This is a genomic window from Streptomyces sp. E2N166 (genome assembly GCF_003671715.1).
Lineage (GTDB): Bacteria > Actinomycetota > Actinomycetes > Streptomycetales > Streptomycetaceae > Streptomyces > Streptomyces thinghirensis.
Genome location: NZ_RAIF01000031.1, coordinates 415,770 through 431,522, shown reverse-complemented (window position 1 = coordinate 431,522; position 15,753 = coordinate 415,770). Strand labels below are relative to the sequence as shown.

At 70.5% G+C, this 15,753-nt stretch carries 19 protein-coding genes and 1 pseudogene; 12 read left to right on the top strand and 8 right to left on the bottom strand.

What is annotated here, in order from left to right:
* Positions 1-114: 114 nt before the first annotated feature.
* The 4 genes from EBH09_RS24015 to EBH09_RS24000 all read left to right on the top strand — a co-directional run bounded on the left by EBH09_RS24015 (position 115) and on the right by EBH09_RS24000 (position 3,125).
* Positions 115-864 carry a hypothetical protein gene (locus EBH09_RS24015; protein WP_121749004.1) on the top strand — a complete coding sequence of 250 codons (750 nt, stop codon included), beginning with the start codon at positions 115-117 and terminating at the stop codon, positions 862-864.
* A 78-nt stretch (positions 865-942) separates the two neighbouring features.
* Complete coding sequence (locus EBH09_RS24010) at positions 943-1,854, top strand: phosphotransferase (protein WP_121749003.1); 912 nt, start codon at positions 943-945, stop codon at positions 1,852-1,854.
* A 1-nt stretch (position 1,855) separates the two neighbouring features.
* Positions 1,856-2,548, top strand: a complete 693-nt coding sequence (locus EBH09_RS24005; RefSeq protein WP_121749002.1) for a class I SAM-dependent methyltransferase — start codon at positions 1,856-1,858, stop codon at positions 2,546-2,548.
* 31 nt (positions 2,549-2,579) lie between these two features.
* Positions 2,580-3,125 carry an HAD domain-containing protein gene (locus EBH09_RS24000; RefSeq protein WP_121749001.1) on the top strand — a complete coding sequence of 182 codons (546 nt, stop codon included), beginning with the start codon at positions 2,580-2,582 and terminating at the stop codon, positions 3,123-3,125.
* 144 nt (positions 3,126-3,269) lie between these two features.
* Here EBH09_RS24000 and EBH09_RS23995 read toward each other — a convergent pair whose 3' ends face one another.
* On the bottom strand, positions 3,270-3,866 hold the full coding sequence (locus EBH09_RS23995; protein WP_238697427.1) for a hypothetical protein: 597 nt from the start codon (positions 3,864-3,866) through the stop codon (positions 3,270-3,272).
* Positions 3,867-4,091: 225 nt separating this feature from the next.
* On the opposite strand from EBH09_RS23995, the gene EBH09_RS23990 reads away from it, so the two are divergent.
* Positions 4,092-4,625 carry an SMI1/KNR4 family protein gene (locus EBH09_RS23990; protein WP_121749000.1) on the top strand — a complete coding sequence of 178 codons (534 nt, stop codon included), beginning with the start codon at positions 4,092-4,094 and terminating at the stop codon, positions 4,623-4,625.
* Positions 4,626-4,676: 51 nt separating this feature from the next.
* Here the strand turns inward: EBH09_RS23990 and EBH09_RS39195 are convergent.
* Positions 4,677-4,914, bottom strand: a pseudogene (locus EBH09_RS39195) (mobilization protein); the annotation flags it as partial.
* 2 nt (positions 4,915-4,916) lie between these two features.
* Here EBH09_RS39195 and EBH09_RS39830 point away from each other — a divergent pair.
* On the top strand, positions 4,917-5,039 hold the full coding sequence (locus tag EBH09_RS39830) for a hypothetical protein (protein WP_274595147.1): 123 nt from the start codon (positions 4,917-4,919) through the stop codon (positions 5,037-5,039).
* A 108-nt stretch (positions 5,040-5,147) separates the two neighbouring features.
* On the opposite strand, the gene ychF is transcribed toward EBH09_RS39830, so the two are convergent.
* A complete protein-coding gene (ychF, locus tag EBH09_RS23975) occupies positions 5,148-6,236 on the bottom strand; it encodes a redox-regulated ATPase YchF (RefSeq protein ID WP_121748999.1) in 1,089 nt (362 codons plus the stop codon).
* Between the two features lie 176 nt (positions 6,237-6,412).
* On the opposite strand from ychF, the gene EBH09_RS23970 reads away from it, so the two are divergent.
* A complete protein-coding gene (locus EBH09_RS23970) occupies positions 6,413-7,051 on the top strand; it encodes a DUF6542 domain-containing protein (RefSeq protein ID WP_121748998.1) in 639 nt (212 codons plus the stop codon).
* 276 nt (positions 7,052-7,327) lie between these two features.
* On the opposite strand, the gene EBH09_RS23965 is transcribed toward EBH09_RS23970, so the two are convergent.
* Positions 7,328-8,092 carry a polyphosphate--glucose phosphotransferase gene (locus EBH09_RS23965; RefSeq protein WP_121748997.1) on the bottom strand — a complete coding sequence of 255 codons (765 nt, stop codon included), beginning with the start codon at positions 8,090-8,092 and terminating at the stop codon, positions 7,328-7,330.
* Between the two features lie 29 nt (positions 8,093-8,121).
* Entirely contained in the window at positions 8,122-9,138 is a 1,017-nt protein-coding gene (locus EBH09_RS23960; protein ID WP_121748996.1) for a 4-hydroxy-3-methylbut-2-enyl diphosphate reductase, read from the bottom strand.
* A gap of 128 nt (positions 9,139-9,266) precedes the next feature.
* On the opposite strand from EBH09_RS23960, the gene EBH09_RS23955 reads away from it, so the two are divergent.
* From EBH09_RS23955 to EBH09_RS23945, 3 genes are all read left to right on the top strand, one after another.
* Positions 9,267-10,640 carry an APC family permease gene (locus tag EBH09_RS23955; protein WP_121748995.1) on the top strand — a complete coding sequence of 458 codons (1,374 nt, stop codon included), beginning with the start codon at positions 9,267-9,269 and terminating at the stop codon, positions 10,638-10,640.
* A gap of 75 nt (positions 10,641-10,715) precedes the next feature.
* The gene (xseA, locus tag EBH09_RS23950) at positions 10,716-11,924 is read left to right on the top strand and encodes an exodeoxyribonuclease VII large subunit (RefSeq protein WP_121748994.1); all 1,209 of its coding nucleotides are present in this window, start codon (positions 10,716-10,718) and stop codon (positions 11,922-11,924) included.
* 9 nt (positions 11,925-11,933) lie between these two features.
* Positions 11,934-12,179, top strand: a complete 246-nt coding sequence (locus EBH09_RS23945; protein WP_121748993.1) for an exodeoxyribonuclease VII small subunit — start codon at positions 11,934-11,936, stop codon at positions 12,177-12,179.
* 210 nt (positions 12,180-12,389) lie between these two features.
* Here EBH09_RS23945 and EBH09_RS23940 read toward each other — a convergent pair whose 3' ends face one another.
* Entirely contained in the window at positions 12,390-12,602 is a 213-nt protein-coding gene (locus tag EBH09_RS23940; RefSeq protein WP_121748992.1) for a DUF4287 domain-containing protein, read from the bottom strand.
* A 107-nt stretch (positions 12,603-12,709) separates the two neighbouring features.
* The gene (locus EBH09_RS37535; RefSeq protein ID WP_153182704.1) at positions 12,710-12,895 is read right to left on the bottom strand and encodes a hypothetical protein; all 186 of its coding nucleotides are present in this window, start codon (positions 12,893-12,895) and stop codon (positions 12,710-12,712) included.
* Between the two features lie 271 nt (positions 12,896-13,166).
* Between EBH09_RS37535 and EBH09_RS23935 the strand changes: the two genes are divergently transcribed.
* Positions 13,167-13,757: a malonic semialdehyde reductase gene (locus EBH09_RS23935; RefSeq protein WP_121748991.1), complete on the top strand. Its 591-nt coding sequence runs from the start codon at positions 13,167-13,169 to the stop codon at positions 13,755-13,757.
* A gap of 80 nt (positions 13,758-13,837) precedes the next feature.
* Here the strand turns inward: EBH09_RS23935 and EBH09_RS23930 are convergent, their stop codons facing one another.
* On the bottom strand, positions 13,838-14,371 hold the full coding sequence (locus EBH09_RS23930; protein ID WP_193776495.1) for a DUF4245 domain-containing protein: 534 nt from the start codon (positions 14,369-14,371) through the stop codon (positions 13,838-13,840).
* 126 nt (positions 14,372-14,497) lie between these two features.
* On the opposite strand from EBH09_RS23930, the gene glpX reads away from it, so the two are divergent.
* On the top strand, positions 14,498-15,529 hold the full coding sequence (glpX, locus tag EBH09_RS23925; protein ID WP_121748989.1) for a class II fructose-bisphosphatase: 1,032 nt from the start codon (positions 14,498-14,500) through the stop codon (positions 15,527-15,529).
* Positions 15,530-15,753 lie beyond the last annotated feature (224 nt).

Here is a 15,753-nt window from a genome sequence, read left to right as displayed (position 1 = left end):
CGACCGTGATCCAGGCTCCCCCCTTGGTTCGGGCGGCACCCCGAAGTTCTGTACGCCCACACCAGGCTCGGGCATTCCTGTGCCCGAACCCGGCCAATCAGAGACGGAGACACGGTGACCACCATCGACACCACGGCCATCACGGTCGAGCTGCCCGAGGCGTTCGACCCGCGCTGGAGCCGCCTACCCGGCATCCAGGTCGACGGCCGGCGCATCACCATCGACCCGGCCGAGTACTTCTTCCGCTTCGAGTCGAGCACGTGGCTCGTCGCCGACTGGGAGCTGGTCAAGTCCCAGCTCCTGGAGCTGGACGAGACGACCGAGAGCGCGGTCGAGCAACTCGCGCTCGACTTCATCAAGCACCACGGTGAGTCCACCTCCGACGCGGCCCGCGTCCTGGCCACCGCGTACGAGGTGTACGCCTACCTCTTCCGCGACGAGCACCTGGCCGGCCTCGGCCTCCCGCAGATCACCGCCGAGCACCTGCGGATGCTCCGCGAGGCGGCCACTCTCATGGCGCTCAACAAGGTCGAGCTCGACGGGCACATCTCCAACGTCGGCCCGTGCTGGTTCTTCCCCGCCGCCACGTCCGTCGTCTTCGACCTGGACGACGAGATGGGCGGGATGCTCGACGAGGTCTACCACGGCGGCTGGTTCAACGAGCACCGCCGGATCGAGTCCATCAAGGCCCACGCCGCGCTCGGCGGCCGGCTCGTGCACGGCTGCCAGTCCGTGCCGGACCAGTCCGGCGGCGTGATCGCGCCCTACGGTGCCTCGATGGCGAACTTCCGCGACGACCTCGCCGCGTTCAAGGCGGGCTGGATCGAGCAGGTCTACGCCCACCGCGTGAACCCCGCCGCGTAACCCACCCGATCAGGCTCCGGGGCGGACGGGCATCTGTCGCCCGCCCCGGACGCTACCACCCATCCCCGGAGCACTCCCGTGACCACGAACCCCAGCGCCGAACTCCTCGACAACCTGCTCACCGTGGCCGGCCAGACCACCGCCGTACGGGAGGAGGTACGCGTGTGGTCGATGTCCGGCGTCGAGCGCGTGGCCTTCCCGGACGGCTCCACCGCCATCTTCAAGTACGCCAAGAAGCCGTTCGACTGCGAGGACCAGGCCCTCCGCCTGGCCCACACCCTCGGAGTTCCCGTCCCCCAGGTCCACGCCTCCGCCGTCCTGGACGGCTGGCTCGGCATGCTCCTGGCGGACCTCGGACCGTTCGTCCGCGAGGCCGACGACCTCGACGGCGTCGCCGCGGCCGTACTTCTGCACGGCACCCGTACGGCTCCGCCCTTGCCCGTCCTCGGCCAGGAGCGCCTGCGCGCACTTCCGGCCCGGGCGCTGGAACACCTCGAACGGCTGCGCAAGGCCGACCGGTGGCAGGACGCCGACGACGTCGAGGACGCGCTCGACCGGATCGCCCAGGCCGCCGAGGCCCGCTCGGCCGGAGCGACGCTGGAACCGTTCGGCTGGGTCCACTCCGAATTCCACCCCACCAGCCTCCACATCGGCGAGCGCGGCTGGCGGCTGCTCGACTTCGCCCGCGCCTTTACCGGGCCCGGCCTGCTCGACCTCGCCAGCTGGCACGGCAGCATCGAGCCCCCGCACCCCGTGCGCCTGCGCGTCCTCTTGGAGCAGTACGTCACTGCCGGCGGCGCCCCCGACGCCCTCACCCCGCGCGGTGGGCTCACCGCCGAGAACTGGGCCCTGGGCTGGCACCGCATGTGGGCCGTCGAGTGGTTCATGGAGCAGTCCATCCGTTGGATCAACGACCCGGCCACCGATCCCGCCTACACGAAGGCCGTCCGCCGCCACCTCACCGACGTCCTCCACCTCCTGGAGATCTGACGTGCTCGCCCAGGCATCCCCATGGCACGCCCACGCCGTTCAGCGCACCGCCGCTGGACTCGCCGAACCTCTCTCTGTACCCGCCCGGATGGAGTGGACCACGAGACCCGGCCAAGGGTCTGGAGCGGAGACCCTCGGGCCTGACCTGCGCGGCAAGCGGCTCCTGGAACTCGGCTGCGGCCCCGGCCACAACGCCGCCCACCTCGCCATCCGACACGGTGCCCACGTCACCGGCGTCGACCTGGTCGGCCTCCAGGTCCGCCGCGCCCGCTCCCACTACGGACGGCTGAACAACCTCACCTTCGTGGCCGGCCACGCGCTGCACTACCTGCAAGCCTCCGACGAGCAGTTCGATGCGGTCTACTCCGTCTTCGGCGCCGTCGGCCTTGTCGCCCCCGAGCTCCTGCTGCCGGCCATCGCCCAGCGCCTCATGCCCGGCCGGGTGCTCGCCTTCTCCGTTCCGCACCCGCAGCGCGGCGGCCGCAGCCCCTCCGGTGACGACCGGCCCCGCCGCGACTTCGTCACCCTTCCCGACCGCACCCGGCTCCCCATCGCCCGCTGGGAGTTCGACACCGTCCGCTGGGAGAAGCACCTTAGCCAGGCGGGCTTCTGGCTCACCTCAGCCCAGGAGTTCCACGACCCCCGCATGGGCCACTGGCCCACCACCCTGCTGATCCGCGCCCGCAAGCTCTGACAGCCGCGTTCATCCAGCCCATGGAGGACCGATGCGCCCGCCCTACCTGCTCCTCGACATCGACGGCGTCCTCATACCTTTCCCCAACGCGGACGGCTCGACCCCGGCCACCCACGCCCGCCACGACGTCGTCCCCACCGGCCGGAGCGCCGACAACCCGGTCACCGTCTGGCTTGACCCTGCCCACGGCCCCATGCTCATGGACGTGATCCGCACCGGCCTGGTCACCCCCGTCTGGTGCACCAGCTGGCGGCAGGACGCCACCACCCTCATCGGCCCGCTCCTGGGCCTCCCGGACCTGCCGCACGTCGACCTGCCGCGTCCGCAGATCACCACCAGCCACCCCAACGGCTACCTCTGGAAGCGCGACCACGTCGACGCCTGGCGGGCTGACGTACCCGTCGTCTGGATCGACGACGACTTCACCGGTCTTGACCTCGCCTGGGCGGCGGAGCGCACCGCCAAGGGAACGCCAACGCTCCTCATTCAGCCCGACCCGCACCTCGGTCTACAGCCCAAGCACCTGACCGAAGTCACGAGGTGGGTCGCGCAGTTACGCACAGCCCGCGCCGCCTGACGACTGATGCGCTCGCTGCTCGTGGCAACGAGGGCATGGGTGGCTGTGGGCCCTGCCTGTATGGGAGCCGTTCAGATTCTGAACGGGATGGCAGCGAACTTGGTCGCACGGCTGAGTACGCTCAGCGTGTTTTGGGCGTCGCTCTTATGGCCCAGGTGGGGGCTGAGCGGCCGGGAGGAAGCCCAACTGGTCGAGTAGCGTGCCGAAGAGGTCTTCTGCGAAGGTCTCGTGTGAGCGCAGCAGCTCTTCGATTCTGTCTGTCTGTGGCGTGACCGGGATGCCGGCGGTTGCGGCCCAGGCAACGGCGCCCGCGGCGTCGGTGGGGATATCCGCTTCGAGCTCCGCGCGCTTATGTCTGACGGCATCGTGGAACTCTGGCGTGTCCAGCCAAAGGAGTTGATCATCGAGGTCTACGGGCTCGTTGACCAGGAGCCTGGCGGCGGTGTCCAGGTTGAGCCATGCCTGCCAGCGCTGTCCGATGGTGCCCAGCCCGGTCACGAGGGCGAGGGAACTGTCGGAGATGTCGGCGACGCAGGCCGGTGCCCTGCTCCACTCAGTCAGGGCGGGCAGGTCCGCGTCATCCCACGTCCCGTAATCGAATTGGAGTGTCTGCCAGCCGCCCGGCCGTGACTCCCATGTGTGCACGGTGGCCTTGACCTCTTCGTCGAGTCTGTCGAACACGGGAGCGTCCAGCAGAGGGTAGTTACTGCGAGCAAAGACAAGGTGGCCCGAGAACCCCACGACAGTTCCTCCTTCGAGATGTTGGGCGCACCCTATGGGCTGCCGCTGACAACGCCGGCATGGTCAGCATCTGCGCGCGGCCCGTCCAGCTCATCTGCTGCGACGGCGATATCGATGAAGGATGCGGCGATGGCAAAGAACGCGAGGAAGTGACGCCCAGGGAGAGAAGGCTCTGGCAGCCGGAGGCGATGCTGCCAAGACCAAGCCGATCGCTACTCTCTTCGCATGACCGCGAACGGAGATCGCCACTTCCCCGCCGCGCTTGCCGCCGCCATGGCAGTCCGGGTCGAGTGCATTGGCGAGGACGGTGTCGACTTCGAACCCTACGAGTCCTTTCTGACCGCCGATGAGACCACCGAGTGGTTCCGCGCGTGGACAGGCAACGGCGAGCTGAACGGCGACGATTTCCGCGTATTCGGCCAGGACGGCAGCGGCGGGAACGCGGCGTTCTGGCTGATTCGCCAAGGTCAGGGACTGGCAGAGCAGCCCGTTGTCTTTCTGGGCTCCGAAGGAGAGACCGGCGTCGTCGCTCGCGACCTGGGCGCCTTCCTGTGGCTGCTGGCTGACGGCTTCGGCCCGTGGGAAGCAGCCGCCTCATACGAGCCCGAGCCCGATTGGGCTCCCCAGATCAATCGCGACCTGGCGGCCATCGCGGAGCAATTCGCTCCGGACCGCCGCGCGTCGGCAGCGGCAATCATCGCGCAGGCCACACGAGAGTTTCCCGACTTCGACGACACCATCGTGAAGCTCTGCCGTTGAACCCGACCCGATGCCCCCACCACGACGTGTGGCGAGGGCATCTGACCGGGGTCAGCGGTGTCGACTGCGCTCTTCGGGACTCGTAGCCGCTGGTGGGCCGGATGGTGTGGCGTGGCGGGCCTGGACGATGTTCCGCTGGTGGTGCTTCGGCTGCGAGCTGCTTGCGTACGCCGGTTCAGCTGACTGGCGATGCGCCAGTTGAGGACTCGGCGGGGTGCTCGGCGCTGGCGAGTTCTCGCTGGGCGCCCACTTCGGTCAGGAGGCGTCGGGGGTTGTGGCCGACGGTCTCCCATGACGCTGAACATCTACACCCACCTGTGGCCCGACTCCGAGGAGCGGACCCGGGCGGCGGTCGACAAGGCGTACGCGGACCAGTCCACTGACGCCCGGCCACAGGTCGGCGAAGCGGCGTAGCTGCTCCCCCACGCGCTGACCGAAGTCAGCACGCTGCGGACTCTGTGCGGACCGCAAAGGCCGCCCGACCCGCTCCGCCGCAGGTCAGACGGCCTTTCGCCGAACGTATTAGACGTTGAAGCGGAACTCCACCACGTCCCCGTCCTGCATCACGTAGTCCTTGCCCTCCATGCGCGCCTTGCCCTTGGCGCGGGCCTCGGCGACCGAGCCGGTGGTCACCAGGTCGTCGAACGAGATGACCTCGGCCTTGATGAAGCCCTTCTGGAAGTCGGTGTGGATGACACCGGCGGCCTCGGGGGCGGTGGCGCCCTTGTTGATGGTCCAGGCGCGGGATTCCTTGGGGCCGGCGGTCAGGTAGGTCTGCAGGCCGAGGGTGCGGAAGCCGACGTGGGCGAGGGTGGCGAGGCCGGGTTCCTCCTGGCCGACGGACTGGAGGAGCTCCAAGGCCTCGTCCTCGTCCAGCTCGGCGAGGTCCGCCTCCAGCTTGGCGTTGAGGAAGATCGCCTCGGCGGGGGCGACCAGGGCGCGCTGCTCGTTCTTGAAGTCCTCGTCGGTCAGCTCGTCCTCGTCGACGTTGAAGACGTAGAGGAAGGGCTTGGTGGTGAGGAGGTGCAGGTCGTGGAGGAGCTCGGCGCGCTCGCTGCCCTGGAGGATGCCGTGGGCGAAGAGCGTGTCGCCCTTCTCCAGGATCTCCTTGGCCTCCTCGACCGCCTTCACCTTGGGCGCCACGTCCTTCTTGATCCGGGACTCCTTCTGGAGGCGCGGGAGGACCTTCTCGATGGTCTGGAGGTCGGCGAGGATCAGCTCGGTGTTGATCGTCTCGATGTCGTCCTTGGGCGAGACCTTGCCGTCGACGTGGACGACGTTCTCGTCCTTGAAGGCGCGGATGACCTGGCAGATCGCGTCGGACTCGCGGATGTTGGCGAGGAACTTGTTGCCCAGGCCCTCGCCCTCGCTCGCGCCCCGCACGATGCCCGCGATGTCGACGAAGTCGACCGTCGCCGGGAGAACCTTGTCCGAGGAGAAGATCTCGGCCAGTTTGGTCAGGCGGGGGTCCGGCACGCCCACGACGCCGACGTTGGGCTCGATCGTGGCGAACGGGTAGTTGGCCGCCAGCACGTCGTTCTTGGTCAGGGCGTTGAACAGGGTCGACTTGCCGACATTGGGCAGACCGACGATTCCGATCGTGAGCGACACGTTGCGACTTCCCGTACGTGAGGATGCGGAGGGGTGGGGCGGGCCAGGCAGGGCCGATCCACCAGTCTACGGGGTGGCCGGTACCGGACCCGCGCGGCGTCGAACGCTTGGCCGGGCTCGGACCGACGGCGTGTCTGTCGGGCTATTCGGCACATAAACCGACCTAAGTTGGTCCAGTGGAGCAACACAGGACGCGACCTGCGCAGTACGGACCGCGACGGGGCCGGGCGCCGCTGCCCCCGCAGGGGCGGGGAGCGGGCGGCGCCGCGGTCGGGCGGGCCGTCGCGCGCCCGGTCGGACCGGGTGCGGGCGGCGCTCCGCGCAGGCCGGCCACGGGACGGCCGCCGGTGCGCTCCGGTGCGCCGGTGGCGCGGTCCGGTCCGCCGGTGGTGCGGGCGCTGCGTGCCCTGCGCGGGATGCCCAACCCGCGGCTGACCGGGCTGGGCAGCGGCCTGTTCTGCGCGGCGGTGATGCTGGTGCTCGGCTTCCTCGACCAGTTGCTCTTCGGCGCGTCCCTGACGGTGTACGGCGTGCTGTTCCTGCCGGTGTGCCTGCTCACCGCGCTCTGGGTGCGCAGGGGCGATCTGCTGACCGCCCCCGTCGTCGTGCCGATCGCCTTCGCCGTGGGCCTGGTGACCGTCGCCGAGAGCGGCAACGGGGTAGGGGCGCGGCTGATGGGGCTCGTCACCGCCCTGGCCACCGAGGCGGGCTGGCTGTACGGCGGGACGCTGGTCGCGGCGTCGACCGTGATCGTCCGGAGGATCCGGCTGCTGCGGCGCCGGCGGGCCGCCGTCCGGGAGCGTACGGCCGCGTGACGGCAGGTTCGGCCCGTGACCGGGGCTCAGCCGAGACCGGCAGGTTCACCCCGTGGCCGGAACTCAGCCGAGCCCCGCGGGTTCAGCCCGCGGCCGGGACTCAGCCCGCGACCGACAGCTTCAACCCACCACCGAGAGTCAGCCCGAGACCGGCAGGCTCAGCCCGAAGCCGACAGCTTCAGCCCACGACCGGGGCTCAGCCCGAGACCGGCAGGCTCAGCCCGCGACCGACAGCTTCACCCGCGCGACAGAAGCTCAGCCCCGCGACCCACGGCCTCAGCCCACGACCGGCCGGCCGTCTCCCTCCGCCGCCCGCATCGCCGCCCCCACGATCCCCGCGTTGTTCTGGAGCTGCGCGGGGACGATCTCGGCCTGGACGCCCTCGATGTAGTGCAGGAACTTGTGCGCCTTGCGGCTGACCCCGCCGCCGATGACGAACAGTTCGGGTGAGAACAGCATCTCGACGTGGGCGAGATAGCGCTGCACCCGGTGGGCCCAGTGCTCCCAGGACAGGTCGTGGTCCTCCTTGGCCTTGCTGGAGGCGCGCTTCTCCGCGTCGTGGCCGTCCAGCTCCAGGTGGCCCAGCTCGCTGTTCGGGACGAGGACGCCGTCGGTGAAGACGGCGCTGCCGATGCCGGTGCCGAAGGTGAGCAGGACGACCGTGCCCTTCCGGTCGCGGCCGGCGCCGAAGCGCATCTCGGCGACGCCCGCCGCGTCCGCGTCGTTGACGACCGTCACGTCGAGCCCGCCGAGCCGCTCGCTGAACAGGGCCCGCGCGTCGGTGTCGACCCAGCTCTTGTCGACGTTGGCCGCCGTGCGGACCATCGCGCCGCCCGTGACCACGCCCGGGAAGGTGAGTCCGACCGGTCCGGTCCAGCCGAAGTGCTCGACGACCTGCTTCACCCCGTCGGCCACGCCGTCGGGGGTCGCCGGTTGCGGGGTCAGTACCTTGCAGCGCTCCTGGGCCAGGTCGCCCCTGTCGAGGTCCACAGGGGCGCCCTTGATCCCGGATCCGCCGATGTCCACGCCGAAGATCTGCATGGCACCACGTTACGACGGACGACTGACGGTCACGCCCCGGCCGTACCCGAGCCGCCCCGATCCGCCACCAGGGACGCCGCCTCCTCGCGCAGGTCGCGGCGGAGCTCCTTGGGCAGCGAGAAGATGATCGACTCCTCGGCGGCCTTGACGATCTCCACGTCCTCGAAGCCGCGCTGCGACAGCCACTCCAGGACCTGCTCGACCAGCACGTCCGGGACGGAGGCGCCGGAGGTGACGCCGACCGTGGTGACGCCCTCCAGCCAGGACTCGTCGATCTCGTCGGCGAAGTCCACCAGGTACGCCTCCCGGGAGCCGGCCTGCTTGGCGACCTCGACGAGCCGCTTGGAGTTGGAGGAGTTGCGCGAGCCGACCACGATCACCAGCTCGGCCTCGGCGCCCATCTGCTTCACGGCGAGCTGGCGGTTCTGCGTGGCGTAGCAGATGTCGTCGCTCGGCGGGGAGATGAGCTGCGGGAACTTGTCCTTGAGCGCGTCGACGGTCTCCATGGTCTCGTCGACGGAGAGGGTGGTCTGGGAGAGCCAGACGACCTTGGACGGGTCGCGGACCTCGACCTTCGCGACGTCCTCGGGGCCGTCGACGAGCTGGATGTGGTCGGGGGCCTCGCCGGAGGTGCCGATGACCTCCTCGTGGCCCTCGTGGCCGATCAGGAGGATGTCGTAGTCGTCGCTCGCGAAGCGGACGGCTTCCTTGTGGACCTTGGTGACGAGCGGGCAGGTGGCGTCGATGGTGGCGAGCTTGCCGCGTTCGGCCTCCTCGTGGACGACGGGGGCCACGCCGTGCGCGGAGAACATGACGATGTTCCCCTCGGGGACCTCCTCCGTCTGCTCGACGAAGATGGCGCCCTTCTTCTCCAGGGTCTGGACGACGTACTTGTTGTGGACGATCTCGTGCCGGACGTAGACGGGAGCTCCGTACTGCTCCAGGGCTTTCTCGACGGCGATCACGGCGCGGTCCACACCCGCGCAGTAGCCACGGGGGGCGGCGAGCAGGACACGGCGGCCAGGCGAAGCAGTCATGGCACCCATCGTAAGGCCGCGTTCGGCGGGTCAAAGATCGCGTGGGTACGACGTCGCCCGGGAGACTGACGGGGACGTTGAAGGGGACGCTGACGGGAACGTTCCGAGGCACAGTCCGATGCGCTGGCGGAGGCACGATGTCCGAGACCGGTACGGCGGCCCAGGGGGCCGGTGGGGAACACCAACTGAAGCGCAGCCTGAGCTTCAGGGACCTGGTCGTCTACGGGCTCCTGTTCATCGCGCCGATGGCGCCGGTCGGCGTGTTCGGCACGCTGGACGCCAAGTCGCACGGCGCGGTGGCTCTGGTGTACGTCGTCGCCACGATCGCGATGGCGTTCACCGCGTTCAGCTACGCGCAGATGGTGCGGGTGGTCCCCCAGGCGGGGTCGGTTTTCGCGTACGCGCGCGCGGGGCTCGGCAACGGGGCCGGTTTCGTCGCCGGCTGGATGGCGATGCTGGACTACGTCCTCATCCCGGCGGTGGCGTATCTCTTCTCCGGCATCGCGATGGAGGCGCTGGTTCCGGAGGTGTCGCGGTGGGTGTGGACGGCGATCGCGGTGGTCGTCACGACGCTGCTGAACCTGTGGGGGGTGCGCGCGGCGGCCCGGGTGGGTTTCCTGGTGCTCGCCATGGAGATCGTGGTGCTGCTGGTGTTCGTGGTGGCGGCGATCGTCGTCCTCGCGCGCGACGGGGCCGAGCGCGGCTGGCTGTCGCCGCTGAGCGGGGACGGCACGCAGGGGGCGTTCGCACTGTCGGCGGTGGTCGGCGCGGTGTCGGTCGCGGTGCTGTCGTACCTGGGTTTCGACGCGATCGCGACCTTCGCGGAGGAGGTCACCGGCGGCTCGGCGAAGGTCGCGCGTGCGCTGCTGTTCTGCCTGGCGCTGGCGGGCGTGCTGTTCGTGGCTCAGACGTATCTGGTGGCGCTGCTGGAGCCGGTGTCCTCCGCCCGGCTCGCGGCGGAGCCGGAACGGCAGGGCTCGGCGTTCTACGACGCCGTGGACGCGTCGGTCGGAACGTGGCTGCACGACCTGGTGGCGGTGAGCAAGGCGATCGGCGCGGCGTTCGCGGCGCTGGCCGGGCAGGCGGCGGCCGGGCGGCTGCTGTTCGCGATGGGCCGCGACCGGCGGCTGCCGAAGGTGCTGTCGCGGACGGACTCCGGGGTGCCGCGCGTGGCGCTGCTGGTCTCCGCCGTGATCACCATGGTGGCGGCGGTGTGGGCGGCGCGCCGGGACGACGGTCTCGACCATCTGGTCTCGGTGGTCGACGTCGGCGCGCTGACCGCGTTCACGCTGCTCCACGCGAGCGTGGTGGGCTGGTTCGTCGTCCGGCGCCTCGGTGACACGGTGAGCTGGTGGCGCCACGCGCTGATTCCGGCGCTGGGTGCGGCGATCACCATCGCGGTGATCGTGGAGGCGTCGCGGACCGCGCAGGTGGTCGGGGCGATCTGGCTGGTGGTGGGGTTGGTGGTCCTGGCGGTGCAGGCGCGCGGGAGGCGCTCGGTGGGAGCGTGAGGCGGGTGGGCCGGACCCGGCGACGGGCGCCGCGTGGCGGGTGGGTTGTCACACCCGGCCGTTACGCTCGGGCGCATGGCTGTTAACTCGACTCCCGAAGCCCCGCTGCCCGTGGGTGAGGTGTCCCGGCTGATCGGGGGCTGGATCGACCGGCTCGGCGCGGTGTGGGTCGAGGGTCAGATCACGCAGTTGTCGCGGCGGCCGGGTGCGGGTGTCGTGTTCCTGACGCTGCGCGACCCGTCGTACGACATCTCCGTGAGCCTGACCTGCTACCGGCAGGTCTTCGACGCGGTGGCGGACGTGGTGGGCGAGGGCGCGCGCGTCGTCGTGCACGCCAAGCCGGAGTGGTACGCGCCGCGCGGGCAGCTGTCGCTGCGGGCCGCCGAGATCAAGCCGGTGGGTGTCGGGGAGCTGCTCGCGCGCCTGGAGCAGCTGAAGAAGGCACTCGCGCGCGAGGGACTGTTCGCGCCGGAGCGGAAGAAGCCGCTGCCGTTCCTGCCGCAGCTGATCGGCCTGGTGTGCGGGCGGGCGTCGGCGGCCGAGCGGGACGTCCTGGAGAACGCCCGGCACCGCTGGCCCGCCGTCCGCTTCGAGGTGCGCAACGTCCCCGTGCAGGGCGTGCACGCCGTGCCGCAGGTGGTGCAGGCGGTGAAGGAGCTGGACGCGATGGACGACGTGGACGTGATCGTCGTCGCGCGGGGTGGCGGCAGCGTGGAGGATCTGCTGCCGTTCTCCGACGAGCAGCTGGTCCGGGCGGTCGCCGCCTGCCGTACGCCGGTCGTCTCGGCGATCGGCCACGAGCCGGACAATCCGCTCCTCGACCATGTCGCCGACCTGCGCGCCTCCACGCCGACCGACGCCGCGAAGAAGGTCGTGCCGGACGTCGGCGAGGAGTACGAGCGGGTGCGCCAGCTCCGGGACCGCGCGCGCCGCTGCGTGGCCGCCTACGTCGACCGCGAGGAGCGCGGGCTGGCCCACGCGCTGGCCCGGCCGTCGATACAGGATCCGCATCGGATGATCGACGAGCGGGCCGAGCAGGTGACGGCCCTGCTGGAGCGGGGCCGCCGCACGCTGCGGCACCACCTCGACCGGGCCGACTCCGAGCTGACGCACACGCACGCGCGCGTGGTGGCCCTCTCCCCCGCCGCGACCCTGAAGCGCGGGTACGCCGTGCTGCAGCGGGCCGACGGCCACGCCGTCCGTGACCCGGGTGAGGTGGAGCCGGGTGAGACGCTGCGCGCACGCGTCTCCGAGGGCGATTTCTCCGTACGAGTCGACGCATAGGGTGGGTGGATGACCAGCGAGGTGGAGCAGCCGACGGCCGTGTCCGAGGCGCTCGGGTACGAGCAGGCGAGGGACGAGCTGATCGAGGTCGTACGGCGGCTGGAGGCCGGCGGTACGACGCTGGAGGAGTCCCTCGCCCTGTGGGAGCGGGGCGAGGAGCTGGCGAAGGTCTGCCGCCGCTGGCTGGACGGCGCCCGGGCCCGCCTCGACGCGGCGCTGGCCGAGGAGGCCGGGGCGGAGGACGAGGACGGCTAGCTAGGGGGCGTTCGGATCAGCGGGCTCCGGGCAATGGTGTCTTGTGCCCGACCCGAGCGGGTCCGGTGCGTGGGGCTGCGAGGCGGAGGAGGGCGACAGGGCGGAGCCCTGGCAACCAACGGCAACGCCGCAGATGTGCGTGCCAGCCCCCGCGACCCCGGCAAGTTCCAATCGTCACCCCCTGGCCCCGCCCGCGCGGGGACGGGCGGGCTACTTCCCGCTGTCCTCGGCCAGGGTGTGCGCGACGAGCGCGTTGGCGTGTCCGTGGCCCAGTCCGTGCTCGGTCTTCAGCCAGGCGACGAGCTCCATGTGCTTGGTGAGCGGCGAGGAGCGGATCAGCTCCTTCCACTCCGCGACCGGGCGGCCGTACTTCCTCTCTATCGACGGGAAGTAGGAGGCGGGGCCCTTCACGGTGGCGGTCATGTCCGTTGTGCTCCCTGGGTGCGAGTGGTCGTGGTGCGAGTGGCGTGTACTGCTCTGTACGACCGTGAGTTACGGGAGAAGTGATCGCCCAGCCGGTGTGATCCGCGTCACCGAACCTTCAGGGCGGTGAAACGGGACCACGACGTGTCCGGTCCGGAGTCGCCCGCGACGCCGGTGCCGAGGACGAAGCCGGCCGCTTCCTCCGCCGGGTTCCTCCAGTCCGCTCGCAGGGTCAGCCGGTGGCTGCCGTCGACGGCCGCGCGTACCGCCTCCGGTGTCACGGAGAGGCTCACGCTGTGGGTGGTCGCGGGTTCGAGTCGGCGGCCGGGGCCGGTACGGGCACGTCCCGGCCCGCGCCCGGTGAGGTGGGCCGTGTCGCGGCCGATCCACCACGCCTGAGCGCCGCGGCACCCGGGCCCTCTTCACTCCAGCGGCCGTGTGAAGCGGATCACCGCGTTCGCGTTTTGGTTGAAGCTTGAACTTCCTTGCCGTAGCGTCGTACGCGTCAACGGCTCCCCCGTCGATCGCGCGGAGCGCCGACGCACACCCCAAGGAAGATCACGTATGTCTCTCGTTCTTGACCCCGCCGCCCAGGACCTGTTGTTCCGCGAGGCCCGCACCGCGAACACCTTCACCGACGAGCCGGTGACCGACGAGCAGGTGCAGGCGATCTACGACCTGGTCAAGTACGGCCCGACCGCCTTCAACCAGTCGCCTCTGCGCATCACTCTGGTTCGCTCCCCCGAGGCCCGCGAGCGTCTCGTCCGGCACATGGCCGAGGGCAACCAGCCCAAGACCGCGGCCGCCCCGCTGGTCGCGATCCTGTCGGCGGACAACGAGTTCCACGAGGAGCTGCCCGAGCTCTTCCCGCACTTCCCGCAGGCCAAGGACGCCTTCTTCAGCGAGCGCCCGGTGCGCGAGGGTGCCGCCACGCTGAACGCCGCCCTTCAGGCCGCGTACTTCATCGTCGGCGTCCGCGCCGCGGGTCTCGCCGCCGGCCCGATGACCGGCCTCGACTTCGAGGGTGTCCGCAAGGAGTTCCTGGACGACGACCACACCCCGCTGATGGTCGTCAACATCGGCCGTCCGGGCCCGGACGCCTGGTTCCCGCGCTCCCCGCGCCTGGCGTACGACCAGGTCGTCACCACGGTCTGAGCCGCGCCACCCCGATGACGTGACGAAGCCCCCGGCGCCTCGCCGGGGGCTTCGTCACGTCGTCCGCATGCGGCGGACGCTCACGTCAGCTTCAGCGCCGCCGCCATCCTGCCCAGCTGGTCGAACGAGCCCGTGCCCGCCACAACCGTCGTCGCGCCCTTCATCCCGTCCGCGTCGTGCAGCACCAGCGCGTCGTACCGGCCGCCCGTGTACCGGGTCCACGTCCGGCCGCCGATCTCCTGAGTCGCCTCGGTCTCCCGTGCTCCCTGGCTGGCGTCGTCGATGAACGTGGACGGCTTCTGCGTGGACTGCTCGACCGCCACGTACTCGCCGTCCGGTGCGCGGAAGCCCAGGTGCCATGCCTCGAACTCGTCACCCCGGAAGCGGACGGAGGTCGGCTTCCAGTCCTTGGAGAGGCCCTCCGGCGCCGCCACCGGATACGACGCCGCACGCTGCGCGGTGAGCAGCTCGACCCGGTAGTCCACCCGCTTGACGGGAGGCTCGCCGTCGTCGTGCGGAATGAAGATCCAGATCACGCCCGCCGCGAGCACGATGAGCCCGAGGGAGAGGATCATGTCCCGGGCCGACTTCTGCTTGCCTTGCATACCTGCCACGCCCCCTATCGTCGCAGGTGCCTGAGCCGCTCATACGTGGGGTCCCCTGCTCATTTTGTCGGACTGACGATAGAGTGCGGCTCATACCCTCATCCGGCCGTCGTCGTATCAGAAAGGTGCGCTCCGATGACCGAGCATCATCTGCCGTCCGAACTGGACGTCCCCTCAGAGGCCCCCGACCGCAACCTCGCCATGGAACTCGTGCGGGTCACCGAAGCCGCGGCGATGGCCGCCGGCCGGTGGGTCGGGCGCGGCGACAAGAACGGCGCCGACGGCGCCGCGGTGCGCGCCATGCGGACCCTCGTCCACACCGTCTCGATGAACGGCGTCGTCGTCATCGGCGAGGGCGAGAAGGACGAGGCCCCGATGCTCTTCAACGGGGAGCGGGTCGGCGACGGGACCGGGGCCGAGGTCGACATCGCCGTCGACCCGATCGACGGCACCACGCTGACCGCCAACGGCATGACCAACGCCATCGCGGTGCTGGCCGCCGCCGAGCGGGGCTCCATGTTCGACCCGTCCGCGGTCTTCTACATGGACAAGCTGGTCACCGGGCCGGAGGCCGCCGACTTCGTCGACATCAACGCGCCCGTGTCCGTGAACATCCGCCGGATCGCCAAGGCCAAGCGGCGCACCCCCGAGGACGTCACCGTCGTCATCCTCGACCGGCCCCGGCACCAGAGCCTCATCAAGGAGGTCCGGGAGACCGGCGCCCGCATCAAGCTGATCTCCGACGGCGACGTGGCCGGCTCCATCCTGGCGCTGCGCGAGGGCACCGGCATCGACCTGCTGCTCGGCGTCGGCGGCACGCCGGAGGGCATCATCTCGGCCTGTGCCGTGAAGTGCCTGGGCGGCACCATCCAGGGCAAGCTGTGGCCGAAGGACAACGAGGAGCGGCAGCGCGCGATCGACGCCGGGCACGACCTGGACCGCGTGCTGACCACGGACGACCTGGTCGCCGGGGACAACGTCTTCTTCGTCGCCACCGGCATCACCGACGGTGAGCTGCTGCGGGGAGTGCGGTACCGGTCCGAGACCGCCACGACCGACTCGATCGTGATGCGGTCCAAGTCGGGCACGGTGCGGCGGATCGACTCCGAGCACCGGCTGAGCAAGCTGCGGGCGTACAGCGCGGTGGACTTCGACCGGGCGAAGTGACTCCGTCGGTTTCGCGGGGCGCCTTCTGAAGCGGGGGTGCGGGTGCTTGCGGCGGGCGCCGGTGCGTCGTGACTCCTCGCGCCCACACGGCGGAGCCGCAGATCGGACACAGCCCCGCGACCCTTGGTCGGCTGCGGCTCGCGGCGTCGGAAAGTGCGGCCCGTGCCCCGTCCCGCCGGCGTGAGTCACCCCGGCGTCGAAAGGGCGCCCCCTGCGCGGAGGGG

Bases quoted from the DNA above. Each gene is read 5' to 3' on its own strand.
- xseA (WP_121748994.1), top strand. From the start codon at position 10,716: ATGGCTGTTAACTCGACTCCCGAAGCCCCGCTGCCCGTGGGTGAGGTG.
- EBH09_RS23955 (WP_121748995.1), top strand. From the start codon at position 9,267: ATGTCCGAGACCGGTACGGCGGCCCAGGGGGCCGGTGGGGAACACCAA.
- EBH09_RS23990 (WP_121749000.1), top strand. From the start codon at position 4,092: ATGACCGCGAACGGAGATCGCCACTTCCCCGCCGCGCTTGCCGCCGCC.
- EBH09_RS23960 (WP_121748996.1), bottom strand. From the start codon at position 9,138: ATGGGTGCCATGACTGCTTCGCCTGGCCGCCGTGTCCTGCTCGCCGCC.
- EBH09_RS23965 (WP_121748997.1), bottom strand. From the start codon at position 8,092: ATGCAGATCTTCGGCGTGGACATCGGCGGATCCGGGATCAAGGGCGCC.
- EBH09_RS23935 (WP_121748991.1), top strand. From the start codon at position 13,167: ATGTCTCTCGTTCTTGACCCCGCCGCCCAGGACCTGTTGTTCCGCGAG.
- EBH09_RS24000 (WP_121749001.1), top strand. From the start codon at position 2,580: ATGCGCCCGCCCTACCTGCTCCTCGACATCGACGGCGTCCTCATACCT.
- EBH09_RS23940 (WP_121748992.1), bottom strand. From the start codon at position 12,602: ATGACCGCCACCGTGAAGGGCCCCGCCTCCTACTTCCCGTCGATAGAG.
- EBH09_RS39830 (WP_274595147.1), top strand. From the start codon at position 4,917: ATGACGCTGAACATCTACACCCACCTGTGGCCCGACTCCGAGGAGCGG.
- EBH09_RS23945 (WP_121748993.1), top strand. From the start codon at position 11,934: ATGACCAGCGAGGTGGAGCAGCCGACGGCCGTGTCCGAGGCGCTCGGG.
- glpX (WP_121748989.1), top strand. From the start codon at position 14,498: ATGACCGAGCATCATCTGCCGTCCGAACTGGACGTCCCCTCAGAGGCC.